A 19,016-nucleotide genomic window follows, 5' to 3' on the forward strand; every position below is an offset into this window, starting at 1 on the left:
TTATCTTAAAAGTTACCTCTACCGCTATTTGCGGAAGCCATCTTCGTATGTATTTAGGAAGAATATGGTAAATAATTCCTATGGTGGTGAATAACCCGAAACAGGTGTTTTCATAAGAAAATACAGCAATGATACTATTAGAGTTAAAATTGAATTACTCAATGGTTAGTTTATGCTATAAAAAAAATAAATTAATATAGGCATTTCATATTGGAAAAAGAACAAACAGAGCAAACAGAACTTTAAATACCCTTATGAAACACTTTATTCAATTCAAAACAGAAAGATTTATACAGATAAACTCAGAAATTATAAGTATTTAATTCCAAAAGAAATTCATCAAACAAAAAGTTTTGAAACTAACTCTATTGAAAGGAAAAATTTAAGTGTAAAGAACTCACTTAAAAAAGATTCAACAGAAAAAAAAATTGCTTGTAATTTTGAAAATATATTTCTGGTTTTAAACACAAATTATAAAACAAACATGTGATAACTTTCCAAAGTTATCACATGTTTGTTTTATAAAACTGATCAATTCTATTATCCTTGTAAAAATAATCTGCGATATCCATTTTTTATATTATATTTACTTTATTACGGTTTTGAAAATAAAATAATGACGATTAAAAAATACTTTTTTAATAATTCTTTTTATTGTGTATTTATTGATAATGTTAGTTTCTACTTCAAAACCTATCCAATTTTTTGAGGTTGCCGACATTTATAACACAAACTCTCTATAACCAAGAGATAATCATCTTTAATTTAAAAATCGCTGGACTTTTTTAAAAGATACGCGAATATATTTTATCATATTGTATGTATAAAATATTTTGTTTATTTTTACATACCAATCAATTATATCTATATATGCTGTAATTATTATTGCAATATATCTATAACTAATAATAATATGAAAATTTCAAACGCCAAAATCGCAAAAGCTTTAGCTTATATTTTGTTGATTGCCAATATATTTCCAATTTTGGGCATTATTTTGTCACATCAATTTCTTTTGAATTTGATTTTCGGAGGTATTATGGCATTAATTTTATTTTTCCTGATCAGGATTAGGAGTACAGAGCTTGAAAATTCCGGAGGGTGTTTTATTATAAGGCAAATTCATCCACTCGCTACAAAAGGATATGTACGTCCTAAAGTTGAATTTCCTATTACATTGATCAACCAGTTTATGATTAAAGAAGGGTTAATTGCGGATCATTTGAATCTTAAAATCCATTCTCAAAATTCGCGTAAAAAGATTCATTTCAATCTCTTTTTTTTCGATAGAAAACAAATAAGAATGTTGCAATCTGCAGTGCAAAGTCAGCTCTCATATTAACGTTATTTTATTTTTTTAATTATTTGCTTAGTGTGAAAGCAAATAGAACCTATGGCCAAAATTACAGTGTTTGTAGTTATTTAGTTCAATAATTATAATGTATATTCGTTATTTACTATTTCTCTGCAAATATGTAGAGGAATTTATTTTAGATTAATTCTTACTGCAAATAATAAGATTTTAAATCATTATTGAATCTATAAACACTCTTTTTGTGAAAGAAATCGGCTTCTATTTGTAAATGTAAATGATTAATAATGCAGATTATTCCATCTCCCAATTTAATTCCTTATATCAAGCATTACCTTTTTTTAGATTTAATAGATATTCATAATGGTCTTTTTCGGACATTTGCAGACGGCAATACAGGCATTGTTTTCAGTATAGGTTCTGGTGCCTTATATAGAGATGGAACAAAACTTCCAAAAGTATTTTGTTATGGACAAATTACGGGCTACAGAGAATTGGAGATAATAGGCTCATTAAAGTTGATCATTGCCGTTTTCAGACCTTTTGGAATGAGCAGAATACTAAATACTTCTGCGGGAGAACTAAAAAACAAAATTGTTGATTTAGAATCTGTCTTAGGAAATGGCGTAAGAAATTTACATGATATTCTTTGTAATGAAGCATCCAATTTGAAGATCGCGGAAAGTTTAAATGGCTTTTTCAGTCAATTATTAAAAGATTTTGAAACCCGTTTGTATCCTATGGTAATGGCCACAACAAATTGGATAATGGCACGTAACGGACTTTTTAAAGCTGAAGAACTTATTGATTTTGCGGGTTATAATCAACGTACAATTGAAAGGGCTTTTCATAATTTGGTGGGTATTGCGCCTAAAAAGTTAGGCAGTATTATAAGACTTCATCACTTTCTTGGTGAAATTAAAGGAACCGGTAATAAATATAACTTTACATCAAATGTTTTTGATGCGGGATATTTTGATCAGGCACATTTGATACGGGAGTTTCGAAAAATAACAGGTCTCACTCCAACGACTTACCATATAAAATCTACGCATCTTGCTGTAAATGTTATTGTATTACCTGACGAAAATGTACAATCTGAAATTACTTTGACAATCTAAATTTGTCAAAAAAAATAATGGAAGATTTAATCATCGCAACAGCACAGTTTGAGAATAGAAGTGCCGACAAGGAGTATAATTTATCACAAATCGCGGAGCTCTCAAGTAAAGCAGCTTCTCAGGGTGCAAAAATTGTCGTTTTTCATGAATGTTCAATTACGGGCTACACTTTTGCGAGACATTTAGACAAACAGGCTATGCTTGATATTTCAGAATATCTACCGGAAAGCCAAAGCGTAAAAGTACTTACGGAAATTGCTCTTAAAAATCAAATTGCAGTATGCGCAGGTTTATTTGAAAAAGATGAGAATGATAATATTTTCAAAGCGTATATATGCGTTAATGAAACCGGTATTGTGGCTAAATACAGAAAGCTTCATCCTTTCATCAATCCGCATATTAGTCCAGGTGACGCTTATTGTGTATTTAATCTTTATGGCTGGAACTTTGGTATACTTATATGTTATGACAATAATATTATTGAAAATGTAAGAGCTACTAAATTATTGGGAGCTGATGTACTCTTAATGCCACATGTCACAATGTGTACACCTTCACCAAGACCGGGCGCAGGTTTTCTAGATAATAAGCTTTGGTATAATAGAGAACAGGAAAGTGTAGAATTGCGTAGAGAATTTAATGGTCCGAAAGGAAGAGAATGGTTAATGAAGTGGCTACCGGCGAGAGCATTTGATAATGCGATGTATTGCGTGTTTTCAAATCCTATCGGAATGGACGATGATCAACTGAAAAACGGCTGTTCAATGATTGTAGATCCTTTTGGGAATATAGCCGCTGAATGTACCGCTTTAGGTCCTGATATAGCGATTGCCACGATAACTGCTGAATCAATTCAAACCGCTGGAGGAAGCCGATATATTAAGGCAAGAAGACCCGAATTGTATAAAAGTATTATTGGTGCAGAGCATATTTCTGAACAGAAAGTAGCATGGCTTAATACTAATAATCAACAAAATAATAATCTTATTTAAGACTTTTCGAAATTAAATTAGAATTTATTTGAATAAATATGAAACCATAACTTACTGAAATAGGAGGTGAATAATCTTTTATTCATTAATAGTTTAAAAAAAGGAAGCAAATACGTGATATTGCTTCCTTTCAGTTTTTGATTATTTAAAACCTTAAGTGTAAAATAACTTAAAGTTCCTATAAGAATCCTCTCAATATATTATTCAGACTCTTTATCAGACACAAAAAAATCGTCTGCATTTTCTGCGATTGGAATGTATAGTCTTTCCCAGGATTTACTTCTTACCATATCCCAACTGTGACCTTTTCCTTTCAGGTCTTCAGCTAAAAGTACGGTTCCGGGTTTGATGATAAAAGTAGAGCCATCTGTCACTTTGAATCTGATGTTTCCTTTCAAGGTAATTACGTATTGCCTTCTGGGAGCGGGATGTGCATTCTTTTCCCAATCTTCAGTTTTATTGCTTATCCAAAATGTGGTGGTATTCAGATGTTTCAAAGTAGGGATTCTTCCTTTTTCAAAAGTGCACGATCCATCAGGATTATTAAGCAGTCTCACTGCGGGAATATAATCTTTCGATTCTTCCTTATTGACTTTGATGCTTAGATTTTTGTTTTCTTTGTCCTGTGCTTTCATTACTAATGAGCTTAGTGCTAATACAAGGCTAATTCCTTTGATGAAATTTTTCATTTTAAATATAACTTTTTTAATTGTAAACAGTATCGTAAACCAACATTTTTTCGAAAGAGGGTTTGTATTTTTTAACCAAAGCTAAATGCTCAGGAAGTTGTCCGTAGGCTTCCAGATCTTCAAGGCTTTCAAATTCCATAGAGGCATTGTAAGAATAACTGCTGTCTAAAACATTTCTCGGACTTGAACCAGCTGGTTTTCCGTAGCGAAGATTTTTTTGATAGGGAAGCTTTTTAAGACCTTCAAAGAAGTTTTCAAAATCTTTGATTTCGGCAGCAGAAAGATCTTTTCTGAGCCAGAAGAATAGATTGTGAGCGTACACTTTTTTATTTTTTTTTGGATTAAACATAGGTAAAACTGATGCGAACATATTTCCTGAAATCAGCAACAATGCAGAAGCCTGCACCGATCGGAATAAAAATTTTCTTCTTTCCATTATATTTTATTTAGTTAAAATCAATTCGGTATTTTAAGACAAATTGCCATTGTCGGTCAGAAACCACCGCATTATTGCTTGGGTCTCCTGTAAAAACCGGTCTGTTTTGAGCATCGAAGGTCAATCTGGAAGACATTCCGTTCATTAGCAGAGAAATTCCGGCATCATAAATCACTGCGTTATCGTGAAGTCCTTTCAAATTTGATAACTGCATTCCGACTGCGGGCTGAAGCTGAAGATTTTTCTTCTCTTTATTAAGATAGGGTAGTGTTCCTCCCAACTGAACATAGTACGTATTTCCGGTTCCGATGACGGGCATTGCATTTCCTGCACCATTTAAACTTGCCTGAGTAATATCTACTGAAGTTGCAGGATTATTGGTTCCTACATAACGAACATAATTGGGACCGTAATCATTGTGCATTGCCATTCCGTATGCACTTACCGAAGTTCCTTTTTCTTTGTTTAAAGGCGCATCGTAAAATAGATCTACTGCAAAGCTTTTCATATCATCATTGATGGTATTTTTATTAATATCCTGGTGCCACATTGCATCATGAATATAGTCGAAACCTGCTCCCAGACTCAGTACATTTTTCTTCCCAACATATGTTCCCGAATTAAAGGGTGTTGAAATATTTTCTTTATCTAAAAATGCATATCTGAAATATCCTGAGAAGTCTTTATTAGGAGAATTTTTACTAAAAGAGGCTAAATTTACTTTTGGATCAGAAGTAGACATCGTGTAAGGATCTGCAACAACCAAACGGTAATCAAACTTCCCTAACTGACCTTTGATGTATGCTCCCAATTCTCTTACCGTATAATCTGTAGCGCCCGCATTGGATGTTGCATAAGCCGGTAAATCATACAATAAAGTATTCAAAGGGCCGGTTGAAAATCTTGATAAACCTCTCCAAGTAGAGCGTCCTGCACCAAAAGCAATTTTATCATTAAATGAGTATTCTGCGTAAGCATCCAAAAGATCAAAATAATTACTGGCTTTAGCATTCATATTGACATTGGTCGTTCCACCCTGCAAAACAAACATCAGTTTTTCTGTAGGTTTATAGGTCATTTTTACACGAACTCTTCGCAATGATAAGTCTGAAACTTCTGACTTCGCTTCGTTATTGATTAAACTTCCCGGATTAAGCTGTGCATATCTAGCCCATAATTCTGCGTATCCGCTGAAGGAAATGTATCGGGAATGATCGTCATTAAGGTAATGTGTAAGGACTGGATTATTAAAATCATTTTTTTTCTGCGCTTCTACTTTTGAGAACACATTCACTACTGAAACTAAAATGAATGCGACTTTCAAATATTTTTTGTTCATACTATTTATTCTTTTCCTATTCTGTTTGTTGATTTCAACGGGACAAAATTAGGCTCGAAAAACAAGGAACATCGTTAGAAAACTATTAGAAAATCTTTAGAAATTCATTAAAAAAATGAATCATTTACCTTAAAATAAAAATATACAATACCTTTGTATAGGTTTAAAAGAACAGTTGATAGTCAATTTATTTGCTTGTCTTTTAAGCATAAAATTTTGCTTTTTATTCTAAATAATTCTTTGCATGAAAATTTTAATCATAGAAGATAATCTCCGTGTTTCGAGCCTTATGAAAAGAGGATTGGAAAGTCAGGGTTATGAAATTTACATCTCTGAAGATGCAGAAGATGCCTTAGTACTTGTAGAAAGAATTGATTTTGATTTAATTATTACTGATATTATGCTTCCGCAGATGAATGGTATTGAACTAAGCAAACTGATCAAGCAAAAACACCCAGATCTTCCCATAATTATGTTGACTGCATTGGGAACAATCGATGAAAAGATTGAAGGTTTTGATGCGGGAGCCGATGATTATATGGTAAAACCTTTTGAAATAAGAGAATTATATGCAAGAATAAAAGCTATTTTGCTAAGGAAGCCTATTGCCCATTCGAAAAAAGAAGAATCAAATATTTTGGAATATCAGGATCTCACGATTAATAAAAATACAAATCGTGTCTTTAGAAATGGTACCGAAATAGATTTGACTCCAAAAGAATTTAAATTGCTTTCTTTCCTGATGAGCAATACAGAACGGATATTAACCCGGGAAGAAATTGCCGAAAATGTCTGGGGCAATCACTTTGATACCGGAACCAATTATATTGACGTTTATATTGCGTATCTCAGAAAAAAAATAGATAAGAATTTTGATGAAAAACTGATTCACACCAAATCCGGAGTAGGATTTATCTTTACAAAACTCGCATGAAAATAGTAACCAGAACTGCGCTCAGCTACGCCATCCTAACTGCAGGAATTCTATTTGTTTTTGCATATGTTTTGTATTATGTTTCTGAGAAAAACAGAGAAGATGAATTTAATGACCGTTTAGGATATAAAATCATCTGGAGATCTGAGTTTATTTTTGATGCAAAAATTGACAATGCAAAAATCAAAGAACTTCATTTACGAAATAAAAAAATCCTGAACGAAGCTGATATCAGCGTTTATAATGATAAAAAAGAACTTCTTTTTACAGATATTTCACCGTCATCACAGAATCAAAAGTATTTAGATCAATTAATTAAGAGTAAGAAGAACAGGATTACCTGGCTGAGAAGAGACCGCCAATATATGGCGATAAAATACGAATTTGATGGTGTCAATTATTACATTATAGGAAGTGCCATAGACGTTACAGGAAGAGCTCATGTAGCTGAATTTAAAAAAGATATCATCGTTATTTACTTTATCTCGATCATTATCATCTTTATTATCGGCTTTATGTTTTCATATTATACTTTGAAGCCGTTAAAAGATATTATCATTCAAATCCGGGATATTTCGGAACATAATCTTCATAAAAGACTCGTTATTCCTAAAGCGAAAGATGAAATTTATGAACTGACAGAAACTTTTAATTCAACTTTCAACCGATTAGAAAAATCATTTAACAATCATAAACAGTTTGTAACCAAAATTTCCCATGAATTCAGAACACCTCTTTCAACTTTGATTGCAGAGCTCGAACTGGCGAAAGAATTAAATACAACTTTGGATGATTACAAAATTTCTGTTGATAATGCGTTGCAGGATGCTAATCACGCTTCACAGCTTTCATCGGCACTTTTAGATTTTGCACGGGCAAGTTATGATATTTCACAAATTAGCTTTAGTGATCTTCGTTTAGATGAGGTTTTAGCCGACGCGAAAGTGGCTTTACTGCAAAAAAATTCAAAGTATAGAGTAGGAATTCATTACATGGATAACATGGCGGATCAGGATGAAAGCAACTATGATTTTCACGGAAACCCATATCTTTTACAGATAGCTTTTCTCAATCTGATGGAAAATGCCTGTAAATATTCAGAAGATCAGCAGTGTCGTGTGGAAATTGAAATTCAGAATAAAAATATTGAAATTAGATTTATCGATAACGGGATAGGGATTTCAGAGGCAGATCAACTGAAAATATTCGATCTCTTTTACCGTGGAAATAATAAGAGTTATAACTCAGGAAATGGTATTGGTTTATCTATCGTTACAAGAATCATCGAAATTCATCAAGGTCTTTTGGAAGTTGAATCTAAACTTTTAGAAGGAAGCGTTTTTAAAGTGAAATTACCTACATTGAAATCTTGATGACTGAAAATATAATTATCAAATAATATGTTTTTTAGATTTACATTGTTTATGTATTGTTATGAACTCATTCAGATATGCTCTTTATGAAATGTCATCTTTTTCTGTGGAACTGATTTATCACATTGCCAAAAACAAAGTAGAGGGTTCAAATATTTATCAAAACAGATCAGTATACATTAACTGAAATAAAAAATACTGTTATAAATTATAGATAAAAAGAGAACTTTCGGGGCACTCTTTTTTATTAAAAGATTTTTTTTACTTCAAAAGATCTTCTGATTCCGTCGCAAGCTGATTCATTATAAATTCTTTGCAGATGATATAATTTTTTAATCCTTGTTAAAACTATATTGATTATTCATTAAGCAGGTTCTCTATTAAATTTTTTTCATTGCGCAATCATAGGCATATGGCAGTTCAGTTCGCTTTTTTAAGGAAATTAAATTACTATAAGGTTCTTCTATTTTTAATATTCTACTTCTTTTTTTAGAAAATTTCAACAAAAGGTGTTTTTCCTGTATGATAAAAGGTGTTTTTCCTCTGGTTTTATTTATTGATAATATCCAGCTTTGTTAGTACAAATTAATACAATGAAAATTACAGAAATTCTTTCTAAAATTGTTACTGCTGTAAACACTGAAATAACAGGAGTGCCTATTGTTGAGCTGGCAAATATAGCAACTCTGAATGATGGAGATGAATTTCTGTCCTCCAAATCTTCCATTATTTTATCGATTGTAAATATAGAGGAAGATAAAATACTCAAAAACCAAACCTTATATAAAAATTATATTCAGACAGGTGATAGTATCGAAAAATATAAAAACTCTACGCAGAATATAGTTTTATCACTCTTATTTGCCTCTTACAATATAGACCAATCAAAATACACTGAAGGAATAGATAAACTGGAAGTAGTCATTCGATATTTTCAAAACAAGCGTGTTTTTTATTGGCAGGCACCGAATTTATTAGAAGACTTACCGGAAAGCGGTTCTTACGACAAACTTATATTTGAAATGGTAAGTCTGAAAACAGATCAGCTCAATCAGATGTGGTCCTACCTCGGAGCAAAATATATGCCTTCGGTATTGTATCAGGTACAGATGATTTCTATTCAGGCAGAAGAAACTTCGTCAGACAAAATTATTAAAAAAGCTAAAATCCAGCTTTGGGAAAACAATCCTAATGATTCTACCGGACATATTGAGTCGGGTACTTTCACCAAAAATGCCAATAACGAAATTATAACAACTACTTAAAAATTAGTAATCATGAATATTAGTGCTATTAAAACTCCCGGAGTATATATCAATGAAATTGATGCATTTCCTCCATCTATTGCTCAAGTTGCTACTGCCATTCCTGCATTTGTAGGATACACCCAAAAAGCAACTTCTTTGAATGTTCCTACTCGAATTTCTTCTTTAATGGAATACGAGCAGTTTTTTGGCGGAGCTCCTTCTCCTTCAAGTATTTCGGTAGATTTAGATAGTAATCTTGTTCCTTTGGATACTTCTTCTGTTACAGAAAGCCAATTCAAACTTTACAACAGTATGCGTTTGTTTTATGCCAACGGAGGTGGTGAATGCTATATTGTTTCTATCGGGCTTTACACAAGTAATCCTGCTTTTGATTCCGGAACGAGAGATGAATTTACTAAAGGAATTGATAAACTGGAAAAATATGATGAACCAACATTAATATTATTTCCAGATGCGGTTAATCTATCAGCAGCTAATTTAGGAGCAGTACAGGTACATTCGTTAATGCAGTGTCAGAAACTGATGGACAGATTCACCATTATGGACGTAAAACAAGCGGAGAACTTAATTGATGACAGTGAAAATTTCAGAGACGAAATAGGAAATCAGAACCTGAAATACGGTGCAGCTTATTACCCTTATTTACAGGCTAATTTTCCTTATCGGTTTAGGTTTAATGATATAAACGGAATAGGTTCGGGAAAAGTAGATTTTGCTGCGATATATACAACAGATTTAAAAATAAAACCTTTGTTGGATAATTTTGATATTACCTATAAAAAAGTATATCAAAATACGGCTCCGAAAGGATTTTCTACAGAATGGAATAGCCTGGATAAAAGCAAAAATTCTATTAATACTCTTGCCGATACTCAAGATTATGTTGACAAATTGTGGAGCTATCTGAAAGTTCTTGGACAGACTACAACTTTAGCCAATCCGTTTAAAACGTATGTACAAAGTCTTATTCCGGTTTCTTTGAAACAATATGCTCAAAAACTGGTTGACTTTAAAGATATCTATGACGATTTGCAAATTGCAGGAGCTGATCCGGAAGTAGATCCACCTGTTAATTTAGCTGATTTAGATTCAAATCCTGATGCAGATTTTGATGATACAATCTGGAGAAACGGAGCTTTTACAACTTCAGGAACAAATCCTTATGACGGAGCATTAATTACTGGCGGTTTAGCCGATACAGCAAAAATTCAGGCGGCTTTAGATAAGTTAAATTCACAAATTATTTCTGCAATAAGTTCCGCAATGAGCGCATTGGAAAATTATGTAATGGAAGAAGAAAATAATTTGATTTCTAACATTCCGCTTTTCTCAATTATTGTTTCAAAACTTTCTCAATCAATGAATACGGTTCCGCCTTCAGGAGCTATTGCTGGAATTTATGCCCAGACTGATGCCACAAGAGGAGTTTGGAAAGCTCCGGCAAATGTAAGTGTAAACTCAATAATCGGATTAACGGATGATATCAATGATAATGATCAAGAGAATATGAATATCCACGAAACAGGAAAATCCATCAATGCAATCCGAAAATTTACGGGAAGAGGAAATCTTGTCTGGGGTGCGAGAACATTAGCAGGAAATAGCAATGACTGGCGATATGTCAACGTAAGAAGATTAGCCAATATGATCGAAGAATCTGTGAAAAAAGCTTGTATGCAGTTCGTATTTGAACCCAATGTTGCCCAAACATGGGTCAATGTAAAAGGAATGATAGAAAACTATTTAACAACCCTTTGGAATGACGGTGCTTTGGCAGGAGCAAAACCTGAACACGCATTTTTTGTAGCAGTCGGATTAAACCAAACTATGTCTGCACAGGATATTCTTGAAGGAAGAATGATTGTAAAAATAGGGTATGCTCCTTCAAGACCTGCAGAATTTATTATTTTGGAATTCAAACAAATGCAGCAAAAATCTTAATTAATTAACTCTAAAACTATACATCATGCCAAATACAGATTTTCCGCTACCAAAGTTTCACTTCAGTGTAGAATGGGGCGGTAGCAAAATAGCTTTTACAGAAGCTTCCGGTTTAAACAAAGAAATGGATGTTATTGAACATCGGGTGGGTTCAAGCCCGGAGTTCTTTAAAAAGAAAATGCCCGGAATGCTGAAACTCAGCAATATTACCCTCAAAAGAGGAGTGTTTGCAGGAGATAATGAGTTTTATGACTGGTACAATACAGTGGCTTTAAATACCGTAGAACGCCGTAATATCACCATCTCTTTATTAGACGAAAACCACGAACCAAAAGTGGTTTGGAAAGTAAAAGACTGTTTTATAATTTCTTTAAAATGTACCGATATGAAATCTGATGCGAACGAAGCAGCCATAGATACGGTAGAAATAGCCAATCACGGATTTACGATGGAACACATATAAATCTCAACATCATGTCTGACAGCAATCCCATACCCAGTTTTTACTTTTCCGTAATCTTTGAATTATTACCTCAATTTAGTGTTGATACAAAATTTCAAAGCGTTAACGGACTGAAAGTTACCATGGAAACCGAATCTTATACCGAAGGCGGACAAAATAAATTCAAGCATAATTTGCCGCTACGTTCCGGTTATCAGGATTTGGTTCTGAAAAGAGGGTTAACTTCAGATGTATCTGGTTTGTCAATGTGGTGCAATCAAGCATTAGAAGATTTTGTTTTTTATCCGGCTAATCTGATTATTTCTTTATTAAACGAAAAAGGAAACCCTTTAAAAGTCTGGTATGTATCACACGCCATTCCGTTGAGTTATGAATTTAGTGATTTTGATGCCGAACAGAATAAAATTGTCATCGAAACCATAACACTGAAATATAATTTTTTTAAAGAGCTTCCGGTTTCTAATTTTTAATAATTAAAAAATGGCTATTCAGATAAAAGAATTACACATCAAAGTAAAGATTGAAGAAGAGCCGGTAAATTATTCCCGCTCTCAGCAAATAGATCCTTTAAAAATACAGGAACTAAAATCGCAGCTCGTCAAAGAGTGTACGCGTGAAGTACTAGAAAAACTTAAAGAAAGAAAAGAAAGATGATACAGGCAGCATTAGGGATTATAGATAAAATGCGGATAGAAGTATATGAAAGCAATGACTATAAAAAGACCCCTAAAAAAACAATTTTTGTTCAGCTTAATCCCGAAAAATATAGTCTTAAACATAACGTCATGTTTTGTGAAGGGCAGCCGATGGGAGCTTCTTCTAATAATTTAAGTTTTAACAGAATAGAAGGGGAAGAAGTAACTTTTGATTTCATTTTTGACAGTTCAGGGGTTGTACCGCCTGGAAAAATAAAAGATGGAAAAGGAGAAATGTCTTTGCTGGATAAAGCCGGAGATGTTCTTGATGCTCTATCACCTGCAATTGTAAATCCTTTTGCAGAAATAAAAACGGTTGAAAAAGATGTAGAAGAATTTAAAGATCTTGTAATGGGCTATAACGGGAAAACCCATCAAACGTCTTATTTACAGATTCTTTGGGGAGGTTACAAGCTACAGTGCCGTTTAAAAAGTATGGACATAGAATATACGCTTTTCAGGAAAGACGGAAGACCAATCAGAGCAAAAGTAAAATGTATTTTCAAAGGAACCGCAGCATATGAAGTAATGGTTGCCAAACAAAATAAAATGTCTCCAGATCTTACTCATCTCAGAACGGTTAATATGAATGATAAGTTGGTTTTAATGGCAGAAAACATCTATGAAAAGCCTTCATATTACATAGATGTAGCTCAAACCAATCAACTATTAAGTTTCAGAAAAATAGAAACCGGGCAAAACATTTCGTTCCCGCCCATTAAATAAAATGATATGCCTCTTCAACCTTATATATCGACGGATGACCTTTTAAAGCTGGAATTTTTAACAGATGGAAAAGATAATGGTCTTGATGCTTTACTTAAAGAGGCACAGGTTACTTTTGAACTGAATAAAATACCTTTTTCCAAGTTTACTTTTATCGCTTCAAATCCTGATATAGATACAAAAGCAGATTTGCCGACAGATTTACTTAAAAAAGGTCAGAAAATAGAAGTAAAAGTAACGATAAATAAAAAACCTCAGACTTTATTCAAAGGGTTTATAAAATCTATCGAAAAAAGCATCACTGAAAGCTGTACTACGGTAAGAATAGAATGTAAAGATCAGATATATCAATTGACGGCACCATCTAAAGAATCGGATGACAGTACCGAAACTTTCAAAGCAAAATTAGATGATTTTTTGACTCAGGCTAATGTTACCAATAAAATTGAATCGCAAGGAGAAAGCTGGGAAGATGAATACATTACACGCAATCTTCATACGATTCCCTGGGATTATTTGGTCGGATTTTTAGACTCAGTCGGATTGATGGTCAATGTAAGAAATGGTGAATTCAATACTTTAAACATTTTAGAAGCAGTTCCGGAAGAAAAGTATGCAGCAGAAAACGGAATTAATGTATTCACATTTTCAGGCAGAGAAGACGAATCAAAAAAATTAAGCAAAGCTTCAATAGAATATTGGGATCCGTCTTCTCAGTCAATGGAAAAAATAGAAGCAGAACAGGAAGCTGAAAAAAACGTAAAGACTTTGACGCTTAATGAAAGCCGTTTTCAAACTTCTACAATGACAAGAATGGCAGATACATTTCTTAAAAGAAGCAACCACGCTGTTATTCAGGGAGAACTTTCAACTTTTGGGAATCTGGAAGCCAAAGCAGGAGATTTTTTGAGTTGTAATAAAGTCAATAAAGAAATTGATAAAAAGAAATTATTAATCAGCAAAGAATACCACACTTTCGAAAATGCCTGTTGGAAAACCGAGTATACTTTGGGGGTAGAAGCAGAGCAGTCTTTTACTGAGACCAATTCGCCATCCGTTCCTGCTCAACAGGCGCAAACCGGACAAACCAATTCGGTAAGCGGATTACAGATCGGTGTAGTTACTCAGATCGAAGAAGATCCCGATAATCAATTCAGAATAAAAGTAAGAATACCTGCACTTTCTGAAAAAGGGGAAGGAGTTTGGGCAAGATTATCCAATATATTTTCGGGAAACAAAATGGGAAGTTTTTTTATTCCCAATGTGAATGATGAGGTAATTGTAGGATGTCTGGGAAATAATCCCGATACACCCATTATTTTGGGAAGTCTTTACAGTGCAAAAAATGCGATGCCGTTTTCTATTGGAAAAAAAAATTATACGAAAGCTTTTGTAACCAAGGAAGGTACAAAAATACAGTTAGACGACGAGAAAAAATCTATCGAGCTCAGTACAAAAAAAGGCAATAAACTTCTGATTAGTGATGATGAAAAAGGCTTTGTACTCGAAGACGAAAACGGAAATAAAATAGTGATGAATGCAGACGGAATCACATTAGACAGCAGCAAAGATCTTATTCTTAAAGCAAAAATGGATTTCAAAATGAATTCAGCAAAAGCGGCGCTTTCGGCGTCTGCAACAATGGAGGTAAAAGGATCAATCATAAAACTCAATTAATATGCCTGCAGCAGCAAGAACTAATGACATGCACGTTTGTCCGATGGTTACGGGAACTGTACCTCATGTAGGTGGCTCTATTTTACCGGGAGGAAATTCTACAGTTTTAATCGGCGGAATGCCGGCTTCGGTAGTAGGAGACAGTTGTGTTTGTACCGGACCGCCCGATACAATTGTAAAAGGTTCAGCAACGGTACTTATTGGTGGAGTTCCTGCCGCAAGAATGGGAGATTCCACTGCACATGGAGGAACTATTGTTTTAGGTTGTCCCACGGTGATAATAGGAGGGTAAAAACTAAAAACTATGAAAACAGACGACTTTTTAGGAAAAGGATGGGGATTTCCTCCGACTTTCAATACGGTTACTCGAACAGTTGAAACGGTTTCTGGTGAGAAAGATATTCAGGAAAGTCTTCATATTTTATTGAGTACGCAGCTCACGGAGAGGATTATGCGCTCAGACTTTGGTTGTGATCTTACGCCGCTTCTGTTTGAAAACGTTACAGTAACACTCCTCACGAAAATTAAAGGCATTATTGAACACGCTATTTTAACGTATGAACCAAGAATAGATTTAAATGATATTTATTTTGGCTCGGAAACCAATGATACACAAGGGATTATTAGAATTGAAGTTGAATACACGATTCGTGCCACCAACTCAAGATTAAACTATGTTTTCCCGTATTACTTAGAAGAAGGAACTTTTATTAAAATCTGACATCATGGAAAATTGTTCTTCAAAAATATCAATCCATCAGGGAATGGGAACAACCCAAAATGAAAGGTTTTTACCAGCCTTACAACCCGATTATTTTCTTCTTGACGAAAGAGAAGAGATCGATTATGTTGTATTGGCTCAGAAAATGTCTACGTATCTAAAACATTTTAACGAATCAGATTCTGTTAACGAACAAAGCGATTGGTCTCCATTTTTTGCTTGGGAATCTACTGCAATTTTGGCGCAGATTTACAAATGGAATATTCAAGATTACGAGAAAAAATATGAAAATGACAGAAAATCTATCGCCTTAATTAATGATAATGAAGAGCAGAGAAAAATCATCAAAAGGGTTTTTGAAAAAATTCAGTATGATTTTACCAAACTTACAGATAAAGTTGAAACTTTAGATCATACTATTTCAATAAAAGAGTTTTTATTAAGCTCAAAAGAAGCGATTGAAACTCAAGTGAATGCTATTCTTTTAAAAATCACTAATGAAAATTCAATCATAACTTTATTGCAAAGTTATCAATTCAATAAAAATATTCAGAACCTTTTCGGATTACTTTTATATTGGAAAAACAGCACAGAAAAAGCGTTTGTACAACAGTTGGAAAATTATCCTTCGCACACACCTCATTATGCTTTGTTTCTGGCTTTTTTGAAGCTTTTAGGTATTGCAAAAAATGATATGAATGACTTCACCAAAAGACATCTTGATTTTTATTACAAAGATATTTTGCAGTTGCTTCCGCAAAAAGCGCAACCAGATTTTGTTCATTTATTAATCGAACCGGCTGTCAATAAAAATGCATTTCTGTTGCCGAAAAACACTGTTTTTTCAGCAGGAAAAAATTCGTTGGGAAAAAATAAATTTTATGCTTCCACTTCAGATCAGGCGATTAATTCTATTAAAATTAAATCTTTTTTAAGCCATCATATTGTTCAGAATAAATGGAAAAAAACAGATTTATTTGCTTTAAATGCTACAAACACCCCTTTTTCGGCTTTTCCTTCTTCTGAAAATACCGAAACAGCTTTGCTTTTGGCAAGTCCGTTATTTTACATGAAAGGCGGAACAAGAACCATTACTTTGAAATTCGATCCTCAGATTTTGAATCCGAATTCATTTGATTTCTGGATTACCGGAGAAAAAAAATGGCTAGAAATTACTGATGAAAATAAAGAACTGACTCAGGATAAATACATTAAACTTACCATTCCTGCTTCCGAAAAAGCAATTGTTCCATTTAGTAAAGAAATTCATGCGGGAGAAATTATTGCAACTTCACACCCGATTCTTAAAATAATTCCTAAAAACAATACCGAAAAGATTGATTGTAAAACCCTTGAAATCGGAATCACTGTAATTGGACTAAAAAACTTAATTGTAGCAACAGATACAGGAGTTGTAGATATCAACAAACCTTTTAAACCTTTCGGAGATTTTCCTAAAAACGGAAACGGATTTATTATCGGATGCAACGAATTTTTCTTAAAAAAAGGCGCAAATGCCAAATTTTCAATTGAAAGTAATGCGACTTCATCTTATACTTTTGCTGGAACGTTAAATTCTGCCGTCACAAATAATGTCAACAGTTTAGTGCAAAGCAATGTCAATACTTTAGCACAAAGCAGAATATCAAATGTTCAAAATTTAAGTCTGAATACAAATTATTCGACAACAATTGATAATCTTGCTTCTCAGGTATTTATAGGCTCAATTTATAGATATACCCGTTTGATTGATAGTTCTTTACTGTTAGAAATGAAGAACGGCAAATTTGTTGAAAGCGACACTGCAACCTTCAATTCTGTTTATGCTAACAGTCAATGGGTTAAAGAATATGCAGAAGACGTTATTCCCGATAAAGAAAGTATTTCGGGATACATTAGAATTCAGTTAAAAGATCCTAAATACGTAAATGAGAAGTTTTTACAGGATTATATAGAAGCAGCAAAAACGCAGTCTCCAGTTTTGCCACAAGTGCCGGTTATTCAGTCTTTCGATATGAGTTATTCGGTTGCAGAGAAATATACATTTAGTGATTCAGATAATAATCTTAATGTATTGGAATATTATCATTTGTTACCTTTTGGATATGAAAAATTAAACCCAAAATATTCTTTATCATTAATTCCGCATTTACCAAAAAAAGGAGAGATTTATATCGGATTTGAAAATGCACAACCCGGAAATGGATTAAGTATCCTTTTTCAAATGGCAGAAGGAACAGCCAATCCGAGAAAAGAACCCGCAAAAATATCCTGGGAATATTTATCCGGAAATCAATGGACAACAATAGATCCACACGATATCGGAGATGAAACACTCGGTTTATTGCAATCCGGAATCATCAACCTTACTGTTCCTGATTTTGATAATACACAAACTGTTATCTTACCTAAAAATCTTTTCTGGCTGAGAATTTTAGTGGATGAATTAGACAGAATTTGCCATTTTGTAGGCATTCACGAACAGGCTTTAAAGGCCGTTTTATTTGATTTTGAAAATAACGGAAGCGGTTTTCTGGAGTTTACCTCAAAAGAAACCGTTTCAAAATTATATCAGCCCAATTCTTTTATTAAAAAAGTAAAACAGCCATATCATTCTTTTGGAGGGAAAAAACCGGAAGAAGATACGCAGTTATACCAACGAAGCAGCGAAAGATTGAAACATAAACAACGAGCAATCACTTCATGGGATTACGAAAGGCTTATTTTGCAGGAATTTCCCGAAGTGTACAGAGTAAAATGTTTAAACCATTACCGATACGATTCAGGAAGTGTTTCCAATGTTTCTGCGGGTTATGTAACGTTGATTCCCATTGCAAAATCACTCAGTTCATCCACCGTTTGGGAATGGAAACCATTATTAAGTTTAAGCACGTTACAACACATCAAAAACACAATTATGAGACTGTGCTCTCCGCACGTCCGCTTATCGATAAAACCTCATGTTTTAGAAAAAATACAGATTAGCTGTAAAGTGAAATACAGAGAAATTTCCTTCGCAGATACGCGTTTGTATGCAGATCTTCTGAAAGAAACAATCAACCGATACATCAGTCCTTGGGCTTTTAACGATCTCGAGATTGATTTTGCCAAGAAAATAGAATTGTCCTCACTGATTCAGTTGATCGACAATCAGCCTTTTGTAGATTATATTATTGATTTTAAAGTCAATCAGCTCATTTTGGATGATGAAGAAAATACGGTCATCAAAGAAATGGCAGATGTAAAGGAAATTGTTCCACAGACAGACTACACTTTGTTTATTCCTAACGATACCCATGAAATTGAAGAACTTAAAAACAACTGTTAAC

The 19,016-nt window shown here is 33.6% G+C and carries 18 protein-coding genes and 1 pseudogene; 16 read left to right on the forward strand and 3 right to left on the reverse strand.

What is annotated here, in order from left to right:
* Positions 1–200: 200 nt before the first annotated feature.
* The 4 genes and pseudogenes from BUR17_RS21280 to BUR17_RS01930 form a co-directional block, all read left to right on the forward strand.
* Positions 201–464 (forward strand): annotated as a pseudogene (locus BUR17_RS21280) (IS1 family transposase); the annotation flags it as partial.
* A gap of 449 nt (positions 465–913) precedes the next feature.
* Complete coding sequence (locus tag BUR17_RS01920) at positions 914–1,342, forward strand: hypothetical protein (protein WP_074228311.1); 429 nt, start codon at positions 914–916, stop codon at positions 1,340–1,342.
* A 257-nt stretch (positions 1,343–1,599) separates the two neighbouring features.
* Positions 1,600–2,433 (forward strand): AraC family transcriptional regulator, encoded by an 834-nt coding sequence (locus BUR17_RS01925; RefSeq protein WP_074228312.1) that lies wholly within the window; start codon positions 1,600–1,602, stop codon positions 2,431–2,433.
* A gap of 17 nt (positions 2,434–2,450) precedes the next feature.
* The gene (locus BUR17_RS01930) at positions 2,451–3,425 is read left to right on the forward strand and encodes a nitrilase family protein (RefSeq protein WP_074228313.1); all 975 of its coding nucleotides are present in this window, start codon (positions 2,451–2,453) and stop codon (positions 3,423–3,425) included.
* Between the two features lie 200 nt (positions 3,426–3,625).
* On the opposite strand, the gene BUR17_RS01935 is transcribed toward BUR17_RS01930, so the two are convergent.
* The 3 genes from BUR17_RS01935 to BUR17_RS01945 are packed head-to-tail and all read right to left on the reverse strand — an operon-like array spanning position 3,626 to position 5,889.
* Positions 3,626–4,114 carry a cupin domain-containing protein gene (locus tag BUR17_RS01935; RefSeq protein WP_074228314.1) on the reverse strand — a complete coding sequence of 163 codons (489 nt, stop codon included), beginning with the start codon at positions 4,112–4,114 and terminating at the stop codon, positions 3,626–3,628.
* 16 nt (positions 4,115–4,130) lie between these two features.
* Entirely contained in the window at positions 4,131–4,550 is a 420-nt protein-coding gene (locus tag BUR17_RS01940; RefSeq protein ID WP_074228315.1) for a Dabb family protein, read from the reverse strand.
* Between the two features lie 10 nt (positions 4,551–4,560).
* On the reverse strand, positions 4,561–5,889 hold the full coding sequence (locus BUR17_RS01945; RefSeq protein ID WP_074228316.1) for a hypothetical protein: 1,329 nt from the start codon (positions 5,887–5,889) through the stop codon (positions 4,561–4,563).
* 244 nt (positions 5,890–6,133) lie between these two features.
* Here BUR17_RS01945 and BUR17_RS01950 point away from each other — a divergent pair, with 244 nt between their 5' ends.
* From BUR17_RS01950 to BUR17_RS02000, 12 genes are all read left to right on the forward strand, one after another.
* Positions 6,134–6,823, forward strand: a complete 690-nt coding sequence (locus BUR17_RS01950) for a response regulator transcription factor (protein WP_074228317.1) — start codon at positions 6,134–6,136, stop codon at positions 6,821–6,823.
* Positions 6,820–8,196, forward strand: coding sequence for a sensor histidine kinase (locus tag BUR17_RS01955; RefSeq protein ID WP_074228318.1), 1,377 nt, complete (start codon positions 6,820–6,822; stop codon positions 8,194–8,196). Before BUR17_RS01950 ends, BUR17_RS01955 begins: the two co-directional genes overlap by 4 nt.
* Before the next feature lie 593 nt (positions 8,197–8,789).
* Positions 8,790–9,461, forward strand: a complete 672-nt coding sequence (locus tag BUR17_RS01960; RefSeq protein WP_074228319.1) for a Pvc16 family protein — start codon at positions 8,790–8,792, stop codon at positions 9,459–9,461.
* Between the two features lie 12 nt (positions 9,462–9,473).
* Positions 9,474–11,405 carry a phage tail sheath C-terminal domain-containing protein gene (locus BUR17_RS01965; protein ID WP_074228320.1) on the forward strand — a complete coding sequence of 644 codons (1,932 nt, stop codon included), beginning with the start codon at positions 9,474–9,476 and terminating at the stop codon, positions 11,403–11,405.
* Positions 11,406–11,430: 25 nt separating this feature from the next.
* Entirely contained in the window at positions 11,431–11,868 is a 438-nt protein-coding gene (locus tag BUR17_RS01970) for a phage tail protein (RefSeq protein WP_074228321.1), read from the forward strand.
* 11 nt (positions 11,869–11,879) lie between these two features.
* Complete coding sequence (locus BUR17_RS01975; protein WP_074228322.1) at positions 11,880–12,338, forward strand: phage tail protein; 459 nt, start codon at positions 11,880–11,882, stop codon at positions 12,336–12,338.
* A 10-nt stretch (positions 12,339–12,348) separates the two neighbouring features.
* Entirely contained in the window at positions 12,349–12,522 is a 174-nt protein-coding gene (locus tag BUR17_RS20715) for a DUF5908 family protein (protein ID WP_159437580.1), read from the forward strand.
* The gene (locus BUR17_RS01980) at positions 12,519–13,289 is read left to right on the forward strand and encodes a CIS tube protein (RefSeq protein WP_074228323.1); all 771 of its coding nucleotides are present in this window, start codon (positions 12,519–12,521) and stop codon (positions 13,287–13,289) included. Before BUR17_RS20715 ends, BUR17_RS01980 begins: the two co-directional genes overlap by 4 nt.
* A gap of 6 nt (positions 13,290–13,295) precedes the next feature.
* Complete coding sequence (locus BUR17_RS01985; RefSeq protein ID WP_074228324.1) at positions 13,296–14,966, forward strand: phage baseplate assembly protein V; 1,671 nt, start codon at positions 13,296–13,298, stop codon at positions 14,964–14,966.
* Between the two features lies 1 nt (position 14,967).
* A complete protein-coding gene (locus BUR17_RS01990) occupies positions 14,968–15,258 on the forward strand; it encodes a PAAR domain-containing protein (RefSeq protein WP_074228325.1) in 291 nt (96 codons plus the stop codon).
* Positions 15,259–15,270: 12 nt separating this feature from the next.
* The gene (locus BUR17_RS01995) at positions 15,271–15,687 is read left to right on the forward strand and encodes a GPW/gp25 family protein (protein ID WP_074228326.1); all 417 of its coding nucleotides are present in this window, start codon (positions 15,271–15,273) and stop codon (positions 15,685–15,687) included.
* A gap of 4 nt (positions 15,688–15,691) precedes the next feature.
* On the forward strand, positions 15,692–19,015 hold the full coding sequence (locus BUR17_RS02000; RefSeq protein WP_074228327.1) for a hypothetical protein: 3,324 nt from the start codon (positions 15,692–15,694) through the stop codon (positions 19,013–19,015).
* The last annotated feature ends 1 nt before the right edge of the window (position 19,016 follow it).

The organism is Chryseobacterium scophthalmum, assembly GCF_900143185.1.
Lineage (GTDB): Bacteria > Bacteroidota > Bacteroidia > Flavobacteriales > Weeksellaceae > Chryseobacterium > Chryseobacterium scophthalmum.

Excerpts from the sequence above, each read along its gene's own strand:
- BUR17_RS01920 (WP_074228311.1), top strand. The coding sequence starts at position 914 with ATGAAAATTTCAAACGCCAAAATCGCAAAAGCTTTAGCTTATATTTTG.
- BUR17_RS01925 (WP_074228312.1), top strand. The coding sequence starts at position 1,600 with ATGCAGATTATTCCATCTCCCAATTTAATTCCTTATATCAAGCATTAC.
- BUR17_RS01930 (WP_074228313.1), top strand. The coding sequence starts at position 2,451 with ATGGAAGATTTAATCATCGCAACAGCACAGTTTGAGAATAGAAGTGCC.
- BUR17_RS01935 (WP_074228314.1), bottom strand. The coding sequence starts at position 4,114 with ATGAAAAATTTCATCAAAGGAATTAGCCTTGTATTAGCACTAAGCTCA.
- BUR17_RS01940 (WP_074228315.1), bottom strand. The coding sequence starts at position 4,550 with ATGGAAAGAAGAAAATTTTTATTCCGATCGGTGCAGGCTTCTGCATTG.
- BUR17_RS01945 (WP_074228316.1), bottom strand. The coding sequence starts at position 5,889 with ATGAACAAAAAATATTTGAAAGTCGCATTCATTTTAGTTTCAGTAGTG.
- BUR17_RS01950 (WP_074228317.1), top strand. The coding sequence starts at position 6,134 with ATGAAAATTTTAATCATAGAAGATAATCTCCGTGTTTCGAGCCTTATG.
- BUR17_RS01955 (WP_074228318.1), top strand. The coding sequence starts at position 6,820 with ATGAAAATAGTAACCAGAACTGCGCTCAGCTACGCCATCCTAACTGCA.
- BUR17_RS01960 (WP_074228319.1), top strand. The coding sequence starts at position 8,790 with ATGAAAATTACAGAAATTCTTTCTAAAATTGTTACTGCTGTAAACACT.
- BUR17_RS01965 (WP_074228320.1), top strand. The coding sequence starts at position 9,474 with ATGAATATTAGTGCTATTAAAACTCCCGGAGTATATATCAATGAAATT.
- BUR17_RS01970 (WP_074228321.1), top strand. The coding sequence starts at position 11,431 with ATGCCAAATACAGATTTTCCGCTACCAAAGTTTCACTTCAGTGTAGAA.
- BUR17_RS01975 (WP_074228322.1), top strand. The coding sequence starts at position 11,880 with ATGTCTGACAGCAATCCCATACCCAGTTTTTACTTTTCCGTAATCTTT.
- BUR17_RS20715 (WP_159437580.1), top strand. The coding sequence starts at position 12,349 with ATGGCTATTCAGATAAAAGAATTACACATCAAAGTAAAGATTGAAGAA.
- BUR17_RS01980 (WP_074228323.1), top strand. The coding sequence starts at position 12,519 with ATGATACAGGCAGCATTAGGGATTATAGATAAAATGCGGATAGAAGTA.
- BUR17_RS01985 (WP_074228324.1), top strand. The coding sequence starts at position 13,296 with ATGCCTCTTCAACCTTATATATCGACGGATGACCTTTTAAAGCTGGAA.
- BUR17_RS01990 (WP_074228325.1), top strand. The coding sequence starts at position 14,968 with ATGCCTGCAGCAGCAAGAACTAATGACATGCACGTTTGTCCGATGGTT.
- BUR17_RS01995 (WP_074228326.1), top strand. The coding sequence starts at position 15,271 with ATGAAAACAGACGACTTTTTAGGAAAAGGATGGGGATTTCCTCCGACT.
- BUR17_RS02000 (WP_074228327.1), top strand. The coding sequence starts at position 15,692 with ATGGAAAATTGTTCTTCAAAAATATCAATCCATCAGGGAATGGGAACA.